The sequence below is a fragment of the Nocardia sp. NBC_01499 genome (assembly GCF_045040275.1).
Lineage (GTDB): Bacteria > Actinomycetota > Actinomycetes > Mycobacteriales > Mycobacteriaceae > Nocardia.
The window spans coordinates 3,450,015-3,471,773 of record NZ_CP109426.1 but is presented as its reverse complement, the minus strand read 5'-3'; the positions used below and the strand labels follow the sequence as shown (position 1 = coordinate 3,471,773).

Genomic DNA, 21,759 nt, shown 5'->3' with positions numbered 1-21,759 from the left:
ATCGGTGACCAGCTGCGTCGAATGTCTGGCCTGGGGCCTGACCTATGCCCAAGGGGTGTGCACGGCCTGCTACAACTTCTCCGCCGACGGGCGGCACCCAGTCGGCGACTGCGGCGCCTGCCACCGGCGGATGCCACTCAAAGACGACTACTGCCGGCTGTGCTGGTGCCAGGCCGTCGAGGACCGCGCGGTCACGGCCGACAACCCTCGCGACAAGGCTGTGCTGGCTCCCTATCTCCCGCAGGTGCGCTATCACCAACTGTTCCTCGCCGACCTGTATCACCGACACAAACCACCACACATACCCGCGCGGCGCGGAGCGAAAGGGCCCCGGCTCGAGCCGGCCGCGTTCGCAAGCCGTCTGCGCCCTGACGGGGTGCAACTGATCATGTTCACCGACCTGCTACGTACCTACCGCTACGGCACCATCGATCTCAGATCAGTTGCACCACCGAATAATTCATGGCTATCGTGGGCGCTGCACCTGTCCGAGGCTATGAGTGAGACACACGGATTCTCACCGGCGACGCGTCGGGCGCTCAATCGGAACCTCGTGATGCTGCTGGCCAACCACGTCGACGGCGACACCGTGCGAGTATCGGAATTTCACGATGTGCTGCGCGGGCGGAAGGCTGGTTTGGTCCACGTCATCGATGTCCTGTCGAGGATGGGCGTGCTCGTCGACGATCGACCGAACGTGTTCGACACCTGGCTCGAGACCAAACTCGCCGATCTTGCCCCTGGAATCGCCGCCCAGGTCGAGCGCTGGGCCCACCTGCTCCGCCACGGCGGACCCCGCCGCCCGCCGCGTCGGCCGCACACCGCACTCGGCTATGTCTACGGAGTGCGTCCCGCGCTGCTGGAGTGGTCGAGCCGCTACCAGCATTTGCGCGAGGTCACCCGTGACGACGTACTGGCCCACCTCGACACCGTGCGCGGAAACCAACGCCATCTGATCATGGTGACGCTGCGGTCGCTGTTCGGCTGGGCCAAACGCGACGGGGTGATCTTCCGCAACCCGTGCGCCCGGATACGCATCACGAAACCGCCACCGCCGATCTGGCAACGACTCTCGCGCGAGGAGATCGCCGCAGTCCTCGAGGCCGCAACCACTCCGCACGCGAAGCTGTGCATCGTGTTGGCTGCAGTGCATGCTGCCCGCCGCGGCCACATCCAGGCCCTGCGACTCGACGATGTCGATCTCGGCAACCGGCGCATCAGCATCGACGGGCGGACCCGCCCGCTCGACGAGCTCACCCACCAGGTGCTCATCGAATGGCTCGACCATCGGCGGCGCCGCTGGCCCAACACCGCCAATCCGTATGTGCTCATCAACAAGTCCACCGCACTACGGACTGTCGCGGTCAGCCCGAACTTCTTCAGGCGCTTGGGCGTAGTACCCGCGAAGCTGGAGCGACTGCGAATCGATCGGCAACTCGACGAAGCGATCACCTGCGGCGGCGATCCGCTACACATGGCTGCCGTCTTCGGGCTCGCCGAACCCACCGCCATCCGCTACGCCACCAACGCCCAGCAACTACTCGCTCACGATCATGCCACCGCACGGCCAGGTTCCTTGCCAACCCAAGTGCCCACACCCCAGAATGAGGTAGATCCACACTTGGGTTCGACTCGAAAACACTTGGGTTCCAACGAACTCCGGTAAGTTGTGTCGTCGAAAGTTCGGCGGACGTTGTCGTCCACCACCAGAGTGCGGGGGTCCAACGAAGGCGGCTGGACCAGGAGTTGTTCGAGAGCGTCGGTGGATTCGGAAACTGGTGCGGATTCGGCGATGTCTATCGACATGGTTGTCTCCCTTGATGTTTCAAAGGTTGCCGGTGATCGACGCGCGGATTCGGCCGGGCGTTGCAGTCGTGTATTGCTGTGCGCGGGCGCGGAGGTGCGGGCCTACGGTTCGTGGAAGCCGGTCTCGTAGCCGTGGCCCACGCAACGCAGGCAGGCCAGGTGACCTTCTTCGCCGACGCAGTTGAGACGTCGAACAAGATGGAAGTCGCACCGTGCGGCGGCGACCGCGTCCGCGAGCCAGCTGTGGTACTCGACGAGCCAGAGGTCATCGCCGCAATGGCCGCACACGCGACGAGACTCAGCTGATACACTGGTGAAGGTCATGTATTCGGTGAGTGCGCTATTCCCCGTGCAGCTGCACGGGTCTGCTCCGGGGGCAGCCACTGGCTGGCTTGCACGTCGCCAAACTGACGCTGAGGGGCCAGGTCGGTGAAAGTTGTGTCGGCGATGGAAGCGTCCGACGAATCCGCCGCAATGCTGCGGATTTAGGCGTCCGGCTCGATGAGCCGCAACACCCGAGTCGACGCGCGCTGAACGAGGTCGCGCCGACCAAGTCGGCGGGGGTGAAGCGGTGTCAGGCTTGTGCGGAAGACGCCGCCAGAGTCTGACTTGGCACGACGGACAGGCCGCGGCGGGTCACTCGCATCCGTAAACCGTTGGTGCGAATCATGATCCAGCCGACTGCGGCTGCTGCGCATGCGGATACCGCACCGCAGGCCAACAAGCCGATTCGTGGGCCCCACTCTTCGGTGACCCAGCCGATGATCGGTGCGCCGATCGGGGTGCCCCCAATGAAGACGATCATGTGCAGCGACATCACACGGCCTCGCATCGTCGGTTCGGTGGCCAACTGGATCGTGGAGTTGCTCGACGTAAGGAAGGTGAGCCCGAGCAGACCCACGGTTGTCAGCATCGCCGCGAACAACCAGTAGTGCGGCGCGAACGCCGTGACGGCCTCAAGGACACCGAAGCCGAAGGCGGTGCCGACCAGCAGGCGCATTCGCACCCGCGGGCGCCGCGAGGCCAGTAACGCGCCCACCAATGCCCCCACCGCCAGCGCCGTGTTGAGCAGCCCGTAGCGTCCGGCGTCGATATGGAAGACGTGATACGCGAAACCCGATAGCACGGTCGGGAAGTTGTATCCGAAGGTGCAGACGAACCCCACCAGCACGAGCGGTCCGATCAGGTCCGGACGCGCAGCGACGTAGCGCAAACCCTCGCGCAGCTGTCCCTTCCGGCGGGGCACCTGCGGCACCGGCCGCAGCTGTGCGGGCCGCATCAGCAGCAACCCGCCGACCACCGCTATGAAGGAGAAAGCGTTGATCGCGAACGCCCACCCGGTACCGACCGCCGCGATGACCGCACCGGCCACCGCTGGCCCGGTCATCGACGCGGTCTCGAAGTTCACCGCGTTGAGGCTGACTGCATTGCGCAGTTGTTCTTGGCCGACCATTTCCGCGACGAACGTCTGCCGGCTGGGACTGTCCACCGCCGTGACCAGCCCGAGCAGGAAGGCCAGCAGGTAGACGTGCCAGACATGCACCGACCCGGTGAGCGTCAGGATCGCGAGAACTCCGGCCAGCACACCCATGCAGCTCTGGGTGAGCATCAGCAATTGTCGCTTACCGAAGCGGTCCGCGATCACCCCGCCGTAGAGGCCGAACAGTAGTACCGGCAAGAACTGCATGGCGATGGTGATCCCGACAGCGAAGGAGCTGCCGGTCAGGCTGAGTACCAGCCAATCCTGAGCGATGCGCTGCATCCAAGTACCGGTGTTGGAGACCACTTGCCCGGCGAAGTAGTAGCGGTAGTTGCGGACGGCGAGTGAGGCGAACATGCCGCCCGCGCGGCGGGACGGTTGCACCACCGGGGCGGCGGTGTCCGCGATGTCCTCGTCGGCTGCGTAGGCTATCTCGTCGTCGCGGGTGGTGTCGGAGACGGCCGAGGTATTGCGGGCAGAGCTATCAGGTGCGGAGGCGCTGTGGTCGTGATCACTGCGGCGGCAGCCACCGCGGACAGGGTCTTCCGTGTGAGCGATGTCCGGGCCGTATTCGCCGTCTCGGATCGTCGAGCTCACTGCTATCTCCCCTGGTGTTTGAATCCCTCGGTGTTCGGCCGGTTGGAATGGTGGAGACCGACTCAAAAGTCCATGGATAACACCACATTCGCCGTCTCCTGCGCCCTGATGCTGCGCCCCACCCCGGACCTGGTCGACCACAACTGGCGACGCCTTCAAACTAATCGATGAGGTTGCCTCAACGGGGCGGACGCCTAGTCTTCAGCCCAATCCCACTGGTACGACCCGGCAGCCACCGAGGCGCGGCTGGACACCATGACCGTGCAGCGCTCCGGGTTGTGGACTCCGGGACGGTTGAACTTCGCAATCAGATAGATACAGTGCTGAAGCTAGCCGCCACCTCGGCACTTTGCGTCTATTCTTCGGTGGCGCAGGGTGTTTGGGTGTCGAGGTAGTCGGTCCAGCTGGCTTGGGCGAGGCGGGCCCAGGCGTTCGCGGTGTTGGGGGATATGCCGAATAGGTCGCTGACCACGATCGGTGGAAGCTCGGTGACGGCTGCGATCATGGCACTGTTGTGCGCGATCGCGCTTGGCAGGCCGTATCGCGCCATAGCACCGCTCATCGCGGAACGGCTTCGTGGTCGGCTGGGTGGGTGCCCGGGGAAGAGGTAGACCTGTCGTGCGTCGGCTATGTCAGAGGGGGTGGTGAGGCGCCTTGGCCGGGCGATCTGGTCTTCGATCAGTAGCGTCAGTTTCGGTGGAAGCAGAACCGGATGTGCGCCAAGGGTGAGATAGGAATTGGTCTTCCCGCGTTGGAAGCTGTTGATGGTCAGTTTCACAATGCGAGTGACAGGGATTGCATAGAGACGGACCAGCGCACCGACGATGCGGACTTCGGTAGGGAGGCTGGTGTCGTTGAGGCATCGGCGAAGTTGGTCGCGCAGTTCGTCGTTGCTGATGAACCGTCCGGGTGGGCTGTTTCGTCTGGTCGGGAAATCGAGGGGACCGGTGAGTCGGCGCGCGCGAGCCCAGCGCAGCAGAGCGCTGGTGTGCCGGTGGGCGCCCGGGTTCGTGTCGAGCCAGAGATCGAGCTGTGCCTGGGTGAGGTGATGGAGGGGCGTATCGACGCTGTCGATCCAGTTCATGAACACGATGGCGGCGTGGATGTCGCGGCGGTCGGCCCCTGCGGCGTCGTGGCTGTAGCGGCCGCGGGCGGCCCGCCGGCGGGCGTCGCGCACGATCTCCCACTCGGCGAACGGCGCGATCAGCGCCCGCTGGTGTGCGGGGAGATCAGCGAGAGTGCGGCTCACCCAGAGCTGTAGTTGGTGGAGCGGCTCCGGTCTGGGCTCGAGAATCGTTGTGGCGACCAGCAATTCGCGGAAGTAGCGGATGCTGCTGGATTGCGGTAGCTCGTCGAGTAGTTCATGAGTGATGCCGTCGTGCTGGCTGACCAGGCGGGCCAACAATGTAGCGGCGGGACTGGTGGCCAGCCATGAGAGCGTGGAGAACGGCCGTGCGGCGCTGAGTGTGTCAGCCAAGGGGCGTAGCCGTTCGGCCACGGTGCCGTCGTCGCCGCTGAGAAGATCATGGACACGGTCGTGGGCGACGCAGCGAGCGCATGCTCCTGCGCTGTGCAGCATTCCGGGTTGCCCGCATCGGCGGCAATCGTAGGTCGTGTCGGCACCGCAGCAGGGTCCGCAGATGTCACGACCGTGGTCGTCTCGGCCGATCAGGACCCGGGGCATGTCGCACATGGGGCAGGGTGTGGGGTTGAGTTCACGGCGCTGATAGCAGTCGCGGCAGACGGTACCCAACGGCCAGATCGCGCCCAGACGCCGTGTTTTTCGGCACAGAGTACAGAGGCTGGGTCGGTAGGGTCGGCACGAGTTGCAATGGAAGGCACCGCCGCGCAGCTTGCTACCGGCGCGGATGCGCCCACAGACCACGCATTGGCCGAGGTTGCGGTAGCAGCGTGTACAGGACGCGGGTCGGCCGTCACCGCCGCGATGGCGGATCGTGCCCAGTTCGCCACAGATTCCGCACTCCTTGGGTGGAGCGGTGTAGCAGCGACGACAGACCGGCCCGGCGTCGCCATGGGCCACTATGACCGTGAGTTGTGCGCAGTGTGCGCAGTGCTGCTGTGGGCTCGGGGCGCATGCCCAGCACAGCGGAGCGCCGTCCTCGCGGCGGCGACCCTGGGCCACGCGCCGATTCCCGCAGCCTGCACATTCTTTGAGGAATCCCGGTTCCCGGCAATAGCAAGCGTGGCAGATCGGACCTTCCTCGCGGCGGGCGGTGATCCGCCCAGTAAGTCCGCAGCGCGCACACTGTCGTCCCTCGCTGTCGAGGCACAAACCGCAGCAGCGGCCTTGTTCGGACAGCCTGTCGAGTCGACGGTCGGTGCGGCCACAACGTGCGCAGCACAGCAGGGTGACCGCGTGCCCGTAGCCGGCAGCGTCGAGCAGCCGCAGCAGTCGCGGAAGCGAGGCCGGGCAATGCGGCGAAGGCGCTGTCAGCGCGGCCGGGTGATCCGCGAGATGATCAGCCAATCGCCGGGCTCCCCGCGGACTCCACCCTTGCGCTTGTGCCAACATCGCCTGAGCCTGTTCTGCACCGAGTACTGGTCCGACGATTGTCTGCAGATACACAACGAGGTCGGTGCGGATCGCGTCGAGCTCACAGCGAGCCGCGGCTAGTCTCTCCTCCGCCCGAGTCATGGCTTCCCGGGTCTGCGGACCGTCGAGCGCCGTGAGGTGATCGAGTGCGAAACGCTGGTGCCGTCAGCGGTCTTGCGGACTTGTTGGTTGACCACCTCGGGCCGGAGGAGATCGTTCGGTGTGCAGTCCAGGATGTCGCACAATGCGACCAGGGTGTCCATGCTCATCCGCTGGGGCGGCTGAGTGACCAGGCGGTAGACCTGCTCACGCGACAAAACCACGCCTCGCTCGGCCAGCAGCGGCACCAGGTCCGAGGTCTGGAACAACTCCCGCTCGGCCATGACCCGCCGAAGCTGCCACTGGTACCCCATCTTCTTGTTCACCAGCGTCATCCTTCCCAATCGTCGCCGAGGCGTCCCCGTAACGCGGTCTCCAGCAGCTTGTTGCGGTACTCGTTGGAGACCCCCATATAGATCGCCGTGGTCGCGGCGTGAGAATGCCCGACTTGCTCCTGCACGAAGCGGGCCGGATATCCGAACTCGGTCAGATGGGTGATGTAGGGGCGCAGGCAATGCAAATCCAGCGAATCATCCAGGCCTGCAGCGCATCTGGCCGCAACGAACGCCTCATTGATCGAGCGCGGAGACAATCGTCCGGTTCGTTCGGTCACCCACAGCGCGGGATGGTTCCTCGGACCGAACAACGGACGATGCTCTCCGAGCCAGTCCCCAAGCGTGTCGAGAACCCAATCCATCTCCGGCACCAGAAGCACAGTCCGCCGCTTGGCCGGTGCACCCTTCGGCGCCTTGCCGTAACGCACCATAAGGCAACCCATATTTCCGAAGGTCGGTGCCTTACGGTTGCGCCGCAGATCCGTCAAATCCAGGCCGGATGCCTCGCCACGGCGTAACCCGAAGGCGTACACCGTTTTCAGCACCGCCGCATCCCGCGCCGCGCCCAGGGCGCCCTTGCGTCCCGAGCCCCTGATCCGGGACGGTCGGGCGTCGGCGGCGTCGAACAAGGCCTGGACCTCGTCGTAGGTCAACGGCCGACGGCGCGGGTCCGCCTCGAACTCCAGCTTATGCGCGACCGAGTTGCCCTCATGAAAGATCAGCTGCGGAAAATCACCGAAATGCTCCTCGCACAACGGCATCCAGTCATAGCGCGGATCCAGAAGATATTCGACGAACAAGCTGATCGTCACTTCGTAGTTGCGCGCCGTCGAGGACCGGATTCCCTGATCACCTCCGCGCAGATGATCAATGAACGCTTCGCCATCCGCCGGAGCCCACTCCCACGGATACAAGCCCGTGAAGCGGCTGAAGCGTTGTATCAGCGCCAATCTCGGGCCGATCGTCGCTGCGCGCAGGTACCGCGCCGATTGCTGACGACGCCAACCCTGCAACATCGCCTCGAACATCGCCGGAGCCGGATCGAGATGAACAACGTTGTCCGCCAACATCAACCGCGCCGAACCGGGCGCATCGGAAGTCACGAACCTGTTGTATCAGATGCATCATTGATGCATTGCTGAAACGGGCCAGGGCAAACGAAATTCCGATCCCACTGTCATCCCGTATCGAGCACGCAACAAGCAGGGGAGACGGCGGTTCTACAAAGTTGCGCTATGTTGCATCAAATGCAATTCCTCCTAATGCGGCGTGGGCGGAGCGCCCCATAGGCGAGGCCGTCGTCGATTGTCCGGGCGGCCTCGGCTTCGGTGAATCCGTCGTATCCGATGTGCTGGCGGGCGGCATCGTGCAGGACCGCGCGAGCCTCATGTTCATCAAGTTCTCCGCCGCCGACGAGCCGTCCCAACGCCCCCGCGGCACGCAGCAGTGTCAGATGCCGTTGGCCGGTGGGTGCTGAGGTGACCGCGTCCGCCTCGCTACGGAGAACCTTCGAGATGTAGGCGTGGGCGCGATAGTCGGGTAATACCAAGGGATGTCGCGGCGATCGTGGCGGCGGCGTGAGCGCGTCGGCCAGCCAGTCGGGCAGGTCCGCGACCGGTGTGCGGCGAACGATCCGATACACGCCGCTGGAGCAGCGCGACCCGGGCGCGACGACATAGCCGCCGACGCCGCGGGTGTCCACATGCCAGCCCAGCCGGGCGGTGCTGTTGCCGAGATCGGACCGCGGTGGCGGCCGGAAATAGAGATGCCATCCTGCGGGGGTTCGAACGGTCAGGGTCTGCGAGGGAATCGGCCTGCCCGCGCCCTCGGCCAGGCGGGTCAGCACATCGCGTCCGTCGACGGCGCCGGACCATTGCGGAGGTGGGTCGCCGTCGGCGCGCGCGTCGAGGTCGAGGATCAGTAGTCGGCTGGGATCGCAGGCGATACCGATGTTGAACGGCATCGTGCGCCAGAATCGGCGGATAGCAGCCTGCTCTCGGGTGGCGGCGTCCTGCCAGCCTTTGATGGCCGGGCGTTTGTCGGCTGGGCGCAAAGGAAACACATAGTTCCCGGCCGCCGCCGCGGCCAGTGCCATCTGCATCATCGGCGCGACCCGTTCGGTGAAAGGGGCACCCGGCGCGATGTGGGCTAATTGCACGTCGACCGCGTCCGCCCACTGTTCGACGGTCATGATCGGTGGCCCGTCGGCTGGCGATCGGGACGCGGATCAGTGGGGTCGTATCGGCCGGGATTCCAGTCCTCGACGTCGGTCCCGCATACCGCGCACTCGGGATAGGCGGAGCCGTCGGCCGTGACCTCCACATGGTGGCGATGTGTGCTGTAGATGCAGCTACAACCCGGTTCGGCGTAGCATTCGCGTTCGCCGCCGTCGGGATGATTGTGGTGCCACTCCCGCGCCGAGACGTCCTGCTCGTCGAGGATCGGGCAGTCCTGTAACGCGGTGATGATCCGGTCGAGCTCACGCAGCGCGGCGGCGTCGTCGGCACGCACGGTCAGGGTGTGGATCTGTCCGCCAGGCCAGAGATCGATGCGATAGTCGGTGCCGAATGGTGAGACGGCGGCGATGCAGTGTTGCGCGACTGCGTAATTGGATTCGTGAATTGCTGTGTCGCCGCGGGCGTTGACCGACAAGGGTGTGGTCAGCCAGAACCAGTCGTGCCGATCGCTTCTGCGGGCCCACCAGACGTTATCGCATTCGCGGCCGTGGGTTTGGAGGTCTTTCCCGAGCGGAATGGCTGCGGCGATTCGATCGGCATGGCGCTTACGTGCTCCCGGCATAAGATTTGTCCCTTCCTACGAGCAGGGCGTTCGGGATTCGGCGGTGCCCACGTGAGGTTCCGGCGGGCTGTTGCTCGTCGCGCGGCCCGCCGGAAATCGGGCACTGATCGGTTGGTCGGGGAACCTCAGACCAGGACGGGCACGCGGCGGCGCCGCGCTGCGACGGTATGCGGGGTGGTCGTGCGGCGAGCTACGTAGCGGGGTGCCAGATATTCGTCTGCGTACCAGCGGCCCGGTGAAAGCCGCGGGTGATTGGCGTGCTCGCCGTCGACCGCCGGATCCACGCCCGGTCGAAAGATCCGCAAGTGGCCGGGACCGACGGCGTGGTCAGGGCCGAGCGCGTCGTTGAACCCTGCGACGCTGGCGGGGTCGACGACCACGACATTGGCCACGCCCGCGACCGCGGCAGCGGTGCGGTTCGCGATCGTGTCGAAGCCGGACGCGCTACGGCGCAGGCGGGTGAACAGGTCGGGCATGTGCATCATCACCACGATCGGCACGCGACGATCGAACGCCGATACCTGCTCGGCAAGCTGTTCACCAGCGGCGGCCGACCCGGCAATATAGCGGGGCGCCGTGGTCAACAGGTCCTCACCGACAGCCGGCCGCAAGCCGTGACCGAGCAGCGAGGCCACGATCGACGGCGCGCCGCACGACCGACCCTCACCCCGTACCTCGACACTGATGGTCGTGGAAGACGTGCCCGACAGGCGGCGGTCTTGCACAGCCCACAGCCGTGTCCGCTGAATGGTGCCTCCGTCACGCAGCTCGACCAGCGACGCCGAGTACTCGTCGTGATCGGGGCGCGAAAGCTGTTGGCGTGCTGTGATAAAAGAGTTGACCGATGCTTCGGCGGCGACCCAGGTCGTGAACGCCGCCATCGCGGAGGCGAGTGCGTGCTGGGCGTGGTCGGTCCACGTCGCGGTGTAGAGAAGTTTCATGGCTCACTCCAGTGACGAGGGGCAGTGCGAACACCCGCAGAGGCGGGGCTCGGCCCGTGTGGCGGGCGCGTCCCCCTCGCCACGGCGTCGGGAAGGGTGTCAAGCCTGCGGGCGCTTTTCCCGCAGGCTTGACACACGACCGAGCGCCGTCGGCAGCATCACAAGCGCCCGCCACACGGGCGGACCCGACCACAACACCGACACGTCAGTCGGAACTCAGGAAGTAGCGACAGACGGCCAAGACAAGACCGCCATGCCGTCAGCCCGAGGGTCGTGGATGTGGTTGCGGCGGTGGGTCTTCGGGACTGTGGCACGCGCCCTGGTATGGCGATGTCGTCCGGTCGTCGTGTCGTGCAGCGTTATCGCGCCGGACGGTCGGGGGGTGTACGGAGTCCGTGCGGGCTCCCGGTGCGCGGCCAGCTGATGGTTCAAGGTCGGCGGCGCAGTCGTCGCAAATGCCGATCAGGTTGCCGAGAATCAAGTGCTTCGGGGAGATGGTGACGTTCTTGACCGCGTGGCAGTGCTCGCAGTATCCGATGGTGCGCATGTGTTGATGCCTTTCTGCCGGACTGTGTTTCGCGCGTTCCGTGGCCGGCGTGCGTGCGGGGTGTTGAAAGGGTCTGGTAGCGGCGCGGGCTCATGTTCGAAATCGCCGCCGGAGATGATCACCAGCACGCAGGTTGTCCGGCCGGGAGCGCGCAAGTGCGCCGTCGATGGCCTCGTAGTCAGCGATCTACGAGTGGAACGACCAATCGCCGGGTTGGGGTGCGTCGAATGGATAGCTCGGCACATGCGCGTGGTCGAGAATCGGCGCGTCGTCGTAGGGCTTGCACCAGGATCCGTCATCTGATGCGGTCGCGTGGCAGGCGGGGTCGGTGCAATTGCGGTGCCATCCGTGGAATACCGCGGCGTAGGTCAGGTGGTCGCAGTTGACCAGTAGCGAGAGACGACCGTCACGCGTCACGGTGGTGTCGGTGCCGCGGCGGGTGGCGAACAATCCGACCACCAGGCTGTGCCAACTGCGCATCGCGTCGAGGTAGTGCGTCGATGTGTGGCCGTAGTAATTGGCCAGCGACGAGAGGTGGTCTTCACACTTGGCTATTTCGTCGGCAGCATCCCGGCTGAGGTGTATTTGGAATTGGTGCGGGCGACGGTCGATGACGGTCGGCTGGGGTTCGGGCACGGCCGGGTCGTCGAAGGTACTCGGCCAGATATTGACCAACTCGAATCCGATCGTGGCGGCGGCGCCCCATTGGTCGGCGCGGGAGGTGACCGCGCCGGCGAGTGCCTGCCACTGGATGCTGGGAATCGCGAACTGTCGAGGATCGAGTGGATGGTCGTGGTCGAAGTCGTCGAACCGGCGGCCATGGTCGGCCAACAGCGTGTCGAACAGGCCGCGAACCGCGGCGGAGAACAACTCCGGCATCGATGCCGCGTTGGCGATCCTCTGGGCGAGGGCACCGATTTCGGTGTCGGTCAACGCACGACGAACCTCTATCGCAGGGATGGGCATCACAGACTCCTGGTGAGTTGGAGCGCCTGGGGCGCAAGGCAATTGGCGTTGCGTGCGGGTTTGGTGCATAGCCTGGACGCAAGGCGGTCACACTTCGACGGTCCGTGGGCGTTGTTCGGCGGCCGACGAGGTGGGCAGACGTGGCCCGGTCACGGTGGCGGCGATTCGGTGTGAGTGGATAACGGTCGAGGGTCACCGGGATCGGCTCCGTGGCAGGTGATTCGGAAGCTGGTGGACCACGCGGGAAAGCGCGGTCCTGAGAGTGGTCTCGGCGAGGAGGTCGGGCGGTGCCGGACCGCCCGACCCGACTGCGTCAAGCGGCGGCGCGTTCGGCGTAATGGGTCTGGACGTGGTCACGTAGTTGGTTGTGGACCTCCTCGACCCACGCGATGTCGCCCTCGATTGCGATCTCGGAGACCGCGACCGCGACAGGTTCGCCGCGGGACACGAATGTGGGTGTTTTCCCGGCTCGATACGCCGTGATGTGAATGACGCCCGGCTCGGTCACCGGCTCGTGCTCGCCGCGCCACCAGTTCTGCGGATGACGCCAGAACGCGCGGTACTCGACGTCGCCGACCCGCCATTCCCAGCGTTCACCCTCGGCGGCGTGATGGTGATCGAGTTTGACGCTGCCGCGCTTCTTGCTCGGACGCGGACGGACAGGCGCGGCGTCGAGGTTCACGAACACCTCGGGGAACTGCTCACGGGCCTGCGCGGCGGTGAGATGGCCGACCACCTTGTGATACGGCAACGGCTGCGGACGGCAATTGCGGCGGGTCAGGGCCCCCATGGTTTGGATTCGCCCGCCGACGGTGTCGTAGAGACCGGCCACACTCACCGACTTCGGATTGACCCGAGCGACCTCGTGCCAGCTTCCGTGAGCCCACGCGACGAAGTCCCCCACCGCGAAATCGTCCGGACTCCAGACATGCACACCCGCCTCGTCGAGGACGCGCCACCAGTAGTCGATTTCCTCGAGTTTTTCCACGATCTCGGCGCGCGTGATCGCCAAGACGTGATCCGACCACCGGTCGCCATGCTCTTCCAGTGCCTTGCCGATTCGGCAGAGATCGGTTTCGATGCCGAGGATGCGGCGCTGCGTGGTGCCTGGGTCTCCTTGTAGGCACGGAAATTCGCTGCCGCCGTCGCACGGTCGATGCGATGTTTGGCCTTGTCGTAGAGGGCCCACGCCTTGCCCTCACGCTGCCACAGCCGATCCAGCAAGCGCCGGTGACGATGCTCGGAATGATGGCCAACGAGAATCGGCTGACCGTTGAGCATGTCGTAGGTGCGCTGGTTGGCCGCTCGGATGGTGTCGGATGTCCAGAACTCGCGCCGCGCCATGTACTGCTGGTAGGCGGCCCGGTCGCTGGCCCGGTCGTATTTCTCCTCCATGAACCCGGCAAAGTCGACCGCCGGCGTCGTGTCATCGATTTCGACATCGACCTCGTGACCGAGTTCGCGCAGACGCGCGACCGCAGCGTCGATCTTGTAGGTGTCGGCGCGGCGGCGCCGCGAGTGCGGCAGATACCAGAACGGGTCACCCAACTCCTCGTCGTCGGGAAGGTTCTCTGACCCCCGGAAATTGCAGGGCCACTCGGTGAGCGCCTTCCCGATCCCGGTCATGCCGCGGCAGGTGCCGTAGACAAGCGTGCCGAGTTGACGGTTGTGGCGAATTGTGATGCGACTCATCTGATTACGTCCTTCCAATGAAGGTGCAGTCGAAAAATCAGAGAGCGCGCCGGACGTGAGCGGTGTCGGGCGATGCTCGAGCAAGCCGATCCCGGGTGCGGGACCAGGGAGGCGCCGGAGTCGCAGTCGGGACTGGCGCGGTGTGCTGGCTGTCGGTGTCAGCGGGGGCGATGCCGACGATCCGGATGACGAAACAATCCGTGTTCTCGGTGCGATCCCTTCTCGAACCGCAGACATCTTTAAGTGGGTGTGAGGGTTGTTCAGATAGCGCGGCTGGTGGCGAAGCGCGGTTCCCGGCGCCGCCCGCGCATCAGATCGGTGCTGAGCTGGTCATAGCCGGTAGCGAGATCGATCAGCGCGGTCTCGATCTCACGGATCCGCGCAGCCCCGGCCCCGGCGAGAACGGCACGGGTGATCGTGAGTGCGACAAGCCGGTCGATCACCGCGACCAGCGGCTCGGTGTGCACGCGGGCGTTACGGCGACGGCGATGCGGCAGCCGCTGGCGGATGTGATGGTCGAGCTCAGCGAGCAGTACCTCGTGGGTGAGCGCTGATTCGGTGGCCGCGGATTGTTCCCCGGGCTCGAATCCGGGATGTTCCTGGTTGTGGCTGCGCCAGCTGATGGCCGCCAAATCCCTTACCAGACCCAGCATTTCCGGATCGCTACCGGTGATGAGAGTGCGAGAAAAACACGCGGCGACCAGCAGTGGGGAAGCAGGCAGCCGGTGTCCTGAATGGCGAGAACGTGTACGCAGCCACCAGCGCGCTGTTGCGCGGGCGTGTGCCAGCGGGAGACGCCGGGACATCATTGCCCCGCCTTGGGGCGCGAGGCTACGTTGACCGGTTCCGACCGCAACGGTCGAGCGGTGTCGGGGTCGGTGAGTGCGGAGACCGGCCCGGCGTAGCCGAAGTGAGCGCGGCGGTCGAATCCGTCGCGAGTGATGGTGTCCGTCATCGCAATTACCTCCTGTGGTGGATGGGGGATGAAGCGGGGTTCAGGCCAGGCACATCGCGCGGACAGCGAGATCGTCGATGGAGTCGGCGCGGTCGGGCCGGAATCGGTTAGAAGAGCTGTCGGGCACGCGGTGGCGGTGTCGAAGACGGCTCATCGGTGTGGCAGTGGTGTTACTGATCGCGGATGCGCTCTACGTGCCCCAACGGTGGGTGCCAGCGCACGGCAGCGCGTGCGTGCCGCGCAGCCATGCCAGCACCGCGCTCAGCGTCGGTGCGCCCAGGACAAGGAATTCGGTCGACGCACCGAACTCGGGTAGCAGCGCTTGCGGCACGACTGCATGGGTGATTCCCAGCAGCGGAGCAGCATCGAACGCGGCCCAGGTCCCCTCGACCGCACGCAGTGCGCCATCGAGTCCGAGCTCGGCCACGAACAGGATCTTCTCCAATGGCATCGAACGAAATCGCCCTGCCGCCGCGAGGACTGATACCGCCACTGCCAGATCGGCGATGCCCGCGGGATGCGGCATACCTGATATCGATAGCTGAACTTCGACTGGCGGCCACAGCTCAGCGCTGTTGAACAGTGCGGCTCGTACCCGATCTCGACACTCTTGAGCCAAGTCCGTGTATCCGGATTCCGTAGGTGCGGGGGCGCCGAGGGTGGCGGTCACCGAGAAGGGCTGGGCCACTGGGTTTCCCAGCGTGACCGACCACGCCATCGCCCGGGTCATCGCGGGCCTGCCTGGCGGTCGAGCGCGATCGGCCAATCACCGGCTACCACCGCGGCGGCGAGCTCCACGCCCAATCGTGCTATCAAATCCTGTATCGGACGGCACGCCTCCGACGCCTTACGCGACAACAATGCCGACGCACGGTGCCGCGTATCGGCCTTCACCGCGATACCTTCCCGAACAACGACCACCGGCCATGACAACTCTGCGTGGCGCTGAATCGTAGATTGGGCGAGCGGCCGGCTCGACGACGACCGGTGGTCCTGCGGCGGGTGAGAGTAGGTGTCAGACCGATCTTGGTCACCATCGAAAAGTGAACGAACAAACGGTGATTCATGAAATAGCTCCTTCGGGTTGGTCCCGGAGGTCGGAAGTGAGTAGAGGAGCTGCTGACTGATGGGTCTCCAGGACGCAGTAAGCAGGAATGGGGCCCAGCGAAACCGACTGGTATGCAAGCACATTCGATAAAGTCGCGTGCGTAGACTCAGCGGATGAACCGCTGCGGTGCGGTGGGGCTGGTGGGCGCACTCAACAGGCACCCGCGTCCGCCGGTGTAGAGGGTGCCGCCCACCGACCGCGCGCACGAAACAGCGTCGTGAATTATGTTTGAGCTGAATCGGTTTCGTATCGTTCGCGGAGGTTCGGGGATCGTCGCTCGACGCTGCTGGAAAGGGTGCTGATGTCGAGGGCGGCTTGCCAGTTGCGCCACGCGCCCTCGATCGTGGGTCGCGAGCGCTGCGATCCAATCAAAACCGCGTACGCATGTCCGAAATCGATGGCACCAGCAGAGCTGATGCCGATGGCGTTGCAGTACCCGCGCGCGTAACCGATAGCTTCGAAGCACAGCAGGTGGGCTTGGCGATCTGTGATCGCGTGAAGCCACTGCTAATCGGTTGGTACGCGACTCATGAGGAAGGCTCCGGCCAGTCGGTGTCGATACCGAGTCCGTTGACAAATTCGGCACCGGAGCGACCGAGGCGACGCATGCTTTCCGGGTCCAGACCCAACTCAAGCGCCGCATCGAGCATGACCGCGAACGAATGCTCGGGATCAGCCTGCAGCGCCGCCTGCACCGCGACACCCGCTAATGCGCCGTCGCGACGAACATAGGCACTGTAAGCCAGCAGGGTCGCTGCCTCAGCGCGTTCCGGATCGGGCAAAGTACGGGTCAAATACGACCACAACGATTCGGCAGGGTGTGCAAAGTTGCTTAGCGCTGTGGCCAGCAATCCATCTCGAGTACGACGATCAGCCAGCAAGGCAGCCGCTTCGGCGGTCTGCGAAACCGTTGGCGGACGGCCGGAATCGAGCCCGGCGATAAGTTCGAGTACACGCTGAAAACCCCAACGAGTACCGCCGTCAGGATCTCCGTCACGTCGGCTTGCGGCATAACGGCGGAGAACTGCCGCTCTCGCCGCAGGCAACCGGAGGCTGACGCGTTCGATTGTTTCCTGATCCGGTTCGATCAAGGCAAGAAGTTCCGAACGCGAAGCGTAGACCGGTTTGTCCTCGGCGCTCGTTGCCATCGAGGTTGTCGGGTCCGGAATCAGCCCTTGGCGAGGGGGCCCGAGGATGGTCCACCACAGCCCGCCAGGCTCGATCGCCGCAGTCGCCCACCCGCTGGCTACACCGATCGGGTAACCAGCGAGATTCTCGACGAGGGAATCGATCAATGTGGCGTGTGCTCCGCGATCACGGCTGCCTCGCTGCGGAGCAGGGCCTGTGACCCGGTCATCGACGATCACCGCCAAGACCTCGGTGGAGTCAGCCGAAGAGCAGATCGTGGCGACAGCCTCGGCAGCAAGTTCAGCAAGACCGCGGATGAGCCCGTCAGGCAGATCGAGATCGAACCGCATAACTACGAACACATGAGCATTGTCAGGAGGCGGATCACACTCCGGATCGGTCAACACCGCGATCAGGAGGGAACGTTCAGGAACAAAGCCGAGGATCGCCGGTATCGCGGCGATCAGATCACCAGCATCATCAAGATAAGGCACGGGAACTCCTCTGCTAGAGAACAGGATTGGAGAGAGAGCAAACCGAATCTCTCGGTTCGTCACCGCTCGCCGACGGCGAGCAATCAACCCACCCCAAGACGGTGTAATGAGTCGTTGGGCGGTGGGTGTCGCCTGGAGGCACGCCCGCGGCGCGCGAGTGCTGGCCACGGACCTCCGCGCCGAAATGGACGAAGTCGCTACCCGGTTCGACCGGGTGTCTGCCTGGTAGGCGATGTGTCCAAGGAGGACACCGCGGTGCGGTCGGTGGCCGCAGGTCGAACAAGGTGTCACTCGCGAACTTGGTCGGCCACGGTCGGGGTATCGGTGGTGCGGAAGATCCGCGTTGGGATGCCCGCTTGCTGGGCCATGCGGGCGGTGTGGGTGGCACCGGCCGAGTCGTTACGAATGAACGCCACACACAGATCGGCGCCGGCTCGCACCATCTGCTCGTTACGTACGAACCCGGCGCGGCGTCCGAGCCGGTCCCAATCGGCAGGATGTCGCTCGACCCGGCCGCCCCATGCCTGCCAGCACGCCTCGCATTGGGCGTCGGCGCCACGCGGGCAGGTCCCCGATACCAGCACCACGTCCGGGGACCAGAGCTCGGCCAGCGCCGCCCGGATGGTGGCGTGGTCGGTCCAACTGCGGGAGCCAGTGATCAGGATTCGGCGGCCGCGACGCAGCGGGGCGTCGGGAGCCGGCGGTGGAGTGTGCGAGATGGTGACGGCCAATTCCAGGCGCATGCCAACGGTGTCGAAGGTGGGCTGGCTGAACATTGCTCTGTACACGACAACCTCCAGGAAGTGAAGCATGTACCGGTGCCGGAGAGAGCCGGAAAGTGGTTGAGCGCAATCGGTCTCGACGCCGGGCCCGTTCTGTGGGGCGCGCGTCGGCAGCCGCGGCGGCGGGAAGGGTGTCAAGCCCGCGGGCGCTTTTCCCCGCGGGCTTGACACACGACCGACCGCCGACGGCACCATCTCCGAGCGCCCGCAGAACGGGCCCGGCGACGCGACTATTCAGAAATCGGTGTAGTCGGTGAACCGCTCGCCGGTCGCGGGGTCGCCGTGATAGACGGCTGGTCCATCGTTGAGGTTGATGCGGATCGGTCCGGTGTGATCGAAGGTGTCGATATGCACCACCGGGCGATCGTCGCGTTCCCCGCGATACACCGTGACGTCGATGTCGTCGCGGGTGATCCGGTCACCGACGAGTTCGGTGCCGCGTAGGAAGAGTCGCGCCTTTGTTTCGGGGTCGACTGGATCGATGTGCAGCACAGTGTGTCCCGATCGATCCTGTTCCGCGCGAAGAGATCCCCACCGTGCGTCGGTGACGACGATCGGCGTGCGGGTGGCGGACGAATCTGCCGGTGGGGTTGTACTCGACCGACGGTAAGGTTCACGGTCGTCGGTGAGTGCGCTGATCGGGTTGGGCAAGTTGGCGCGGGCCTCGGCGATCGCCTCGCCGAGAAGATCGGAGGCGACGGTGGCGAGCTGGTCTTCGAAGTCGGCGTTCGGATCGAATTTTGCTCCGACGGACGCCTCTAGTGTTGGTCGGCTGAGTAGATCGGCGCGTACCTGTCTGCCGGGTCGCGCGTCGGTCTTTATGTGGGAGCCCACCGCAGCTCGATAAGCGGCTACTTTCGTACGTTGAGCCGCGCCGTCTCGAGCGCCACCGTCTCGAGCATTCTGCCTCGGCAATTTGCGATTGGGGCTGGGGTTCACGCCCGCGTGGACTGACTTGGTCTGCACGTGCGTGACACCAATGCTGCGGCGATTGAAATGCATTGTGCGTCAGCACTATCGGGCTGTGGGGCACACGTTCCATCCCGACGCCGGTGTTACTTCGTTGACGATGATGCGTTCGATCCCGGATCCTGGGAAACGAGTGGCTGCCGCCCCGACGGAGGTGTCTGGCGGCGCCGCAGCTAACGTGTTTGGCCAATAGCAATCAGGTATGACTGTTGAGGAGTGATGTGTCCGAAACTTCTAAGCTCGTCCCGTCAGTGTCCTCGGCCGTAGTCGCGATTGACTTCGGCACCAAGGGATCCGGCTACGCATGGGTGATTGTGGACACGGAATCGTGTGAGGGCGAGTGACACCGAAGCAGTGCTCTGTTGTAGTTCATGTCGACTTCGGCACCCACGGGTCCGGCTATGCATGGGTGGTACTCGGGACTGCAAACGATGACCCCATGACCCGGCAGATCAGTCTTCTCGACCATTGGCCGGGCCAGCCGTTCAAGTACCCCAAGACGCCCAGCTGCCTTCTTCTCAACACCAAGAACAAGGTGGTTGCGTGGGGCGCCGAAGCGAAAAACCTCGCGCGGACAAGGCAAACCAACCGTCGGATGGCGAATTACAAACTGAAGAAAGGTTCGAAGATCTCGCTGCATCGCCGACATACTGGATCTCAGCCGGGTGGTGTCCTTGCCATCAACGACCAAGAGCGATCGCGGGAAAGGCTGGCGGCGATGATGCTCAAACAGATCTATGACACGGCCGTCAGCGAGGTCAGCCTCAGCGGCTACGGTCCAGATGACATTCGCTGGTCGATCAGCGTTCCCGCAACATGGGAAGACTCTTCCAAGCAGGCCACTCGCCGTGCTGCCGTTGCCGCAGGGTATCCCGACGAGCGCCTGACGCTAATCTATGAACCCGAAGCGGCGGCCTACTATGTCCGCGTTTCCGGAATCAAGCCAGTAGGGATCGACGGTGCCCCGCTTCCGGATATGAACGATCCCGGGGCGCGCTTCGTGGTGGTCGACTGTGGCGGTGGGACAGTCGATATCACGACCTATCAGGTCGAAGATGACGGCGGGTTGGGCGAGATCGGAAAGCCCACCGGCGGACTGCTCGGATCTCTGATTCTCAACAAGGCATTCCAGCAGCGGATACTGACCTCCCGCTTGGGCGGAAAGGTTGAGTACAAGCGTCTCAGCGCCGTCATGCCGTCGATCATCGGGGACCTGATCGATGCTTTCGAGCAAGCGAAGTATCACGTCAGTGCTCAAACGCCAGCCTCGATCGATATCCCGATTCCTGTAGAGCTGCACAGGAATCTGACCGATGAAACTATCGCTGGCCTTCGTACGGTCCAGGACGGTGTGGACACCCGCATCGTGGTGAACCCCGACGAAGTCCGGTCCTTGTTCGAAGAAGTGATCGCTCCGATCACCGAGATGATCGACGTCCAACTGGACGAACTCCAGCGACAAACCACGCCGCGTGCTGGCGGTGAACTCATCATTTTGGTGGGGGGATTCGCCAGATCCTCCTATCTGAAACAGCGCTTGAATACTCACTTCCGGGGCCGTGCATCGATCCTCATTCCGCCTCACCCGGAAGCCGCAGTCTTAATTGGCGGGGCACATTATTCCTACGACCCTCAGACGCGGCGCCGCCGGTCGAAATACACATATGGAATCGCGATGGCGAAGCCATTCGAGTCCGGCGATCCCGAGAACGCTGCAGCGATCACTTGGGAGGGCGACAAGGTATGCACAGAACGATTTGGAATATTTGTCCGAGCAGGTGACTCGGTCGCGGTTGGCCAAGAGGTAACAGAAGAGGACCTGGAACCAATTGGCGAGAAAACCCGGAAGGTGAGCGTGCGCCTTTTCCGAACCCGCGATCGCGATCCGAGGTACGTGACCGACACAGGCTGCGAAGAGATCGGTTCAATGTCACTGAATCTTCGCGATGTCATGCATCTGGAAGTGCCCAAGCGAGGCTTCGATGTCTCGATATCCTTCGGTGAGACAGAACTCTCGGCGACAGCCACCCAAAAGGCAAACGGTGTACGTAAACAGATGCAGGTGGATTTCCACGACCGATAGGAGCTGCCCCCGACGTCCGTGTGGCGATCCAGTCTGATGTGGTCTTGGTTTACTGGCCGAACGGTTCTGGCACAGTCAGCTTGAATGAGCAGAATGGATTGATGCGGGCCAACGGCAACTGCAGTTTAGTCGATAGAAGAAAGAAGCCGGTCGATAGCGAGGAATGCGGGCCGGCTTCTTCTTTCGACTCTTGGATGCCGCGGTTGGCAGATTCGGCGCCCTGTTAGCTTCGAGCTCGACCGGTGATTGTCAATCCTGTGACGCAGCCTGCCAGGTCCTTGCGCGGCGCCGACGAATCTCGCGGGTTGGGAAGGCCTCACGACCAGGCGGGTCCGGCAAGACCCTGGCAAGCCACGTTTGGTCGGAGCTGATGGCAGCGAAGTCTCGGTGCGCGTGGTGATCGTGTCCGTAAACGTGGGCGAAT

Annotated in this window: 20 protein-coding genes; 3 read left to right on the top strand and 17 right to left on the bottom strand. The window is 64.3% G+C overall.

Translation table 11 applies throughout. The features are described 5' to 3' along the window. Positions 1–4: 4 nt before the first annotated feature. Both OG203_RS15990 and OG203_RS15985 read left to right on the top strand, forming a co-directional pair. Positions 5–1,666, top strand: a complete 1,662-nt coding sequence (locus OG203_RS15990; protein ID WP_405165544.1) for a tyrosine-type recombinase/integrase — start codon at positions 5–7, stop codon at positions 1,664–1,666. Positions 1,667–1,917: 251 nt separating this feature from the next. Continuing rightward, positions 1,918–2,112, top strand: coding sequence for a hypothetical protein (locus tag OG203_RS15985; protein ID WP_405166445.1), 195 nt, complete (start codon positions 1,918–1,920; stop codon positions 2,110–2,112). Between the two features lie 268 nt (positions 2,113–2,380). Here the strand turns inward: OG203_RS15985 and OG203_RS15980 are convergent, their stop codons facing one another. The 17 genes from OG203_RS15980 to OG203_RS15900 form a co-directional block, all read right to left on the bottom strand. Continuing rightward, positions 2,381–3,883, bottom strand: coding sequence for an MFS transporter (locus OG203_RS15980; RefSeq protein ID WP_405166444.1), 1,503 nt, complete (start codon positions 3,881–3,883; stop codon positions 2,381–2,383). A gap of 355 nt (positions 3,884–4,238) precedes the next feature. Beyond that, on the bottom strand, positions 4,239–5,360 hold the full coding sequence (locus OG203_RS15975; RefSeq protein WP_405166443.1) for a hypothetical protein: 1,122 nt from the start codon (positions 5,358–5,360) through the stop codon (positions 4,239–4,241). A gap of 1,175 nt (positions 5,361–6,535) precedes the next feature. Continuing rightward, positions 6,536–6,862: a helix-turn-helix domain-containing protein gene (locus OG203_RS15970; RefSeq protein WP_405166442.1), complete on the bottom strand. Its 327-nt coding sequence runs from the start codon at positions 6,860–6,862 to the stop codon at positions 6,536–6,538. Between the two features lie 5 nt (positions 6,863–6,867). After that, positions 6,868–7,941 carry a tyrosine-type recombinase/integrase gene (locus OG203_RS15965; RefSeq protein WP_405167887.1) on the bottom strand — a complete coding sequence of 358 codons (1,074 nt, stop codon included), beginning with the start codon at positions 7,939–7,941 and terminating at the stop codon, positions 6,868–6,870. 173 nt (positions 7,942–8,114) lie between these two features. After that, positions 8,115–9,062, bottom strand: coding sequence for a bifunctional DNA primase/polymerase (locus OG203_RS15960; RefSeq protein WP_405166441.1), 948 nt, complete (start codon positions 9,060–9,062; stop codon positions 8,115–8,117). Further along, positions 9,059–9,670 carry a hypothetical protein gene (locus OG203_RS15955; protein ID WP_405166440.1) on the bottom strand — a complete coding sequence of 204 codons (612 nt, stop codon included), beginning with the start codon at positions 9,668–9,670 and terminating at the stop codon, positions 9,059–9,061. Before OG203_RS15955 ends, OG203_RS15960 begins: the two co-directional genes overlap by 4 nt. A 125-nt stretch (positions 9,671–9,795) precedes the next feature. Continuing rightward, on the bottom strand, positions 9,796–10,611 hold the full coding sequence (locus tag OG203_RS15950; RefSeq protein ID WP_405166439.1) for a hypothetical protein: 816 nt from the start codon (positions 10,609–10,611) through the stop codon (positions 9,796–9,798). A gap of 733 nt (positions 10,612–11,344) precedes the next feature. Continuing rightward, positions 11,345–12,124 (bottom strand): hypothetical protein, encoded by a 780-nt coding sequence (locus tag OG203_RS15945; protein ID WP_405166438.1) that lies wholly within the window; start codon positions 12,122–12,124, stop codon positions 11,345–11,347. A 313-nt stretch (positions 12,125–12,437) separates the two neighbouring features. Continuing rightward, on the bottom strand, positions 12,438–12,962 hold the full coding sequence (locus OG203_RS15940; RefSeq protein WP_405166437.1) for a hypothetical protein: 525 nt from the start codon (positions 12,960–12,962) through the stop codon (positions 12,438–12,440). Beyond that, positions 12,959–13,900, bottom strand: coding sequence for a DUF3560 domain-containing protein (locus OG203_RS15935; protein ID WP_405166436.1), 942 nt, complete (start codon positions 13,898–13,900; stop codon positions 12,959–12,961). The genes OG203_RS15940 and OG203_RS15935 overlap by 4 nt, the downstream gene beginning before the upstream one ends. A gap of 176 nt (positions 13,901–14,076) precedes the next feature. Continuing rightward, entirely contained in the window at positions 14,077–14,469 is a 393-nt protein-coding gene (locus OG203_RS15930) for a hypothetical protein (RefSeq protein WP_405166435.1), read from the bottom strand. A gap of 152 nt (positions 14,470–14,621) precedes the next feature. After that, on the bottom strand, positions 14,622–14,771 hold the full coding sequence (locus OG203_RS15925; protein ID WP_405166434.1) for a hypothetical protein: 150 nt from the start codon (positions 14,769–14,771) through the stop codon (positions 14,622–14,624). Between the two features lie 190 nt (positions 14,772–14,961). Beyond that, entirely contained in the window at positions 14,962–15,489 is a 528-nt protein-coding gene (locus OG203_RS15920) for a magnesium chelatase domain-containing protein (RefSeq protein WP_405167886.1), read from the bottom strand. An 8-nt stretch (positions 15,490–15,497) separates the two neighbouring features. Beyond that, on the bottom strand, positions 15,498–15,665 hold the full coding sequence (locus tag OG203_RS15915; RefSeq protein ID WP_405166433.1) for a hypothetical protein: 168 nt from the start codon (positions 15,663–15,665) through the stop codon (positions 15,498–15,500). 741 nt (positions 15,666–16,406) lie between these two features. Further along, entirely contained in the window at positions 16,407–17,501 is a 1,095-nt protein-coding gene (locus OG203_RS15910) for a DUF4192 domain-containing protein (RefSeq protein ID WP_405166432.1), read from the bottom strand. A 287-nt stretch (positions 17,502–17,788) separates the two neighbouring features. Next, positions 17,789–18,289: an SLOG family protein gene (locus tag OG203_RS15905; protein ID WP_405166431.1), complete on the bottom strand. Its 501-nt coding sequence runs from the start codon at positions 18,287–18,289 to the stop codon at positions 17,789–17,791. A gap of 228 nt (positions 18,290–18,517) precedes the next feature. After that, on the bottom strand, positions 18,518–19,117 hold the full coding sequence (locus OG203_RS15900) for a hypothetical protein (protein ID WP_405166430.1): 600 nt from the start codon (positions 19,115–19,117) through the stop codon (positions 18,518–18,520). A gap of 574 nt (positions 19,118–19,691) precedes the next feature. Between OG203_RS15900 and OG203_RS15895 the strand changes: the two genes are divergently transcribed. Next, positions 19,692–21,335 (top strand): Hsp70 family protein, encoded by a 1,644-nt coding sequence (locus tag OG203_RS15895; protein WP_405166429.1) that lies wholly within the window; start codon positions 19,692–19,694, stop codon positions 21,333–21,335. Positions 21,336–21,759 lie beyond the last annotated feature (424 nt).

What these genes read in the sequence shown, in the direction of transcription:
- OG203_RS15920 (WP_405167886.1), bottom strand. Translation starts at nt 15,489, where the DNA reads ATGGCGTGGTCGGTCACGCTGGGAAACCCAGTGGCCCAGCCCTTCTCG.
- OG203_RS15925 (WP_405166434.1), bottom strand. Translation starts at nt 14,771, where the DNA reads ATGACGGACACCATCACTCGCGACGGATTCGACCGCCGCGCTCACTTC.
- OG203_RS15945 (WP_405166438.1), bottom strand. Translation starts at nt 12,124, where the DNA reads ATGCCCATCCCTGCGATAGAGGTTCGTCGTGCGTTGACCGACACCGAA.
- OG203_RS15950 (WP_405166439.1), bottom strand. Translation starts at nt 10,611, where the DNA reads ATGAAACTTCTCTACACCGCGACGTGGACCGACCACGCCCAGCACGCA.
- OG203_RS15960 (WP_405166441.1), bottom strand. Translation starts at nt 9,062, where the DNA reads ATGACCGTCGAACAGTGGGCGGACGCGGTCGACGTGCAATTAGCCCAC.
- OG203_RS15955 (WP_405166440.1), bottom strand. Translation starts at nt 9,670, where the DNA reads ATGCCGGGAGCACGTAAGCGCCATGCCGATCGAATCGCCGCAGCCATT.
- OG203_RS15930 (WP_405166435.1), bottom strand. Translation starts at nt 14,469, where the DNA reads ATGCTGGGTCTGGTAAGGGATTTGGCGGCCATCAGCTGGCGCAGCCAC.
- OG203_RS15965 (WP_405167887.1), bottom strand. Translation starts at nt 7,941, where the DNA reads ATGTTGGCGGACAACGTTGTTCATCTCGATCCGGCTCCGGCGATGTTC.
- OG203_RS15895 (WP_405166429.1), top strand. Translation starts at nt 19,692, where the DNA reads ATGACCCGGCAGATCAGTCTTCTCGACCATTGGCCGGGCCAGCCGTTC.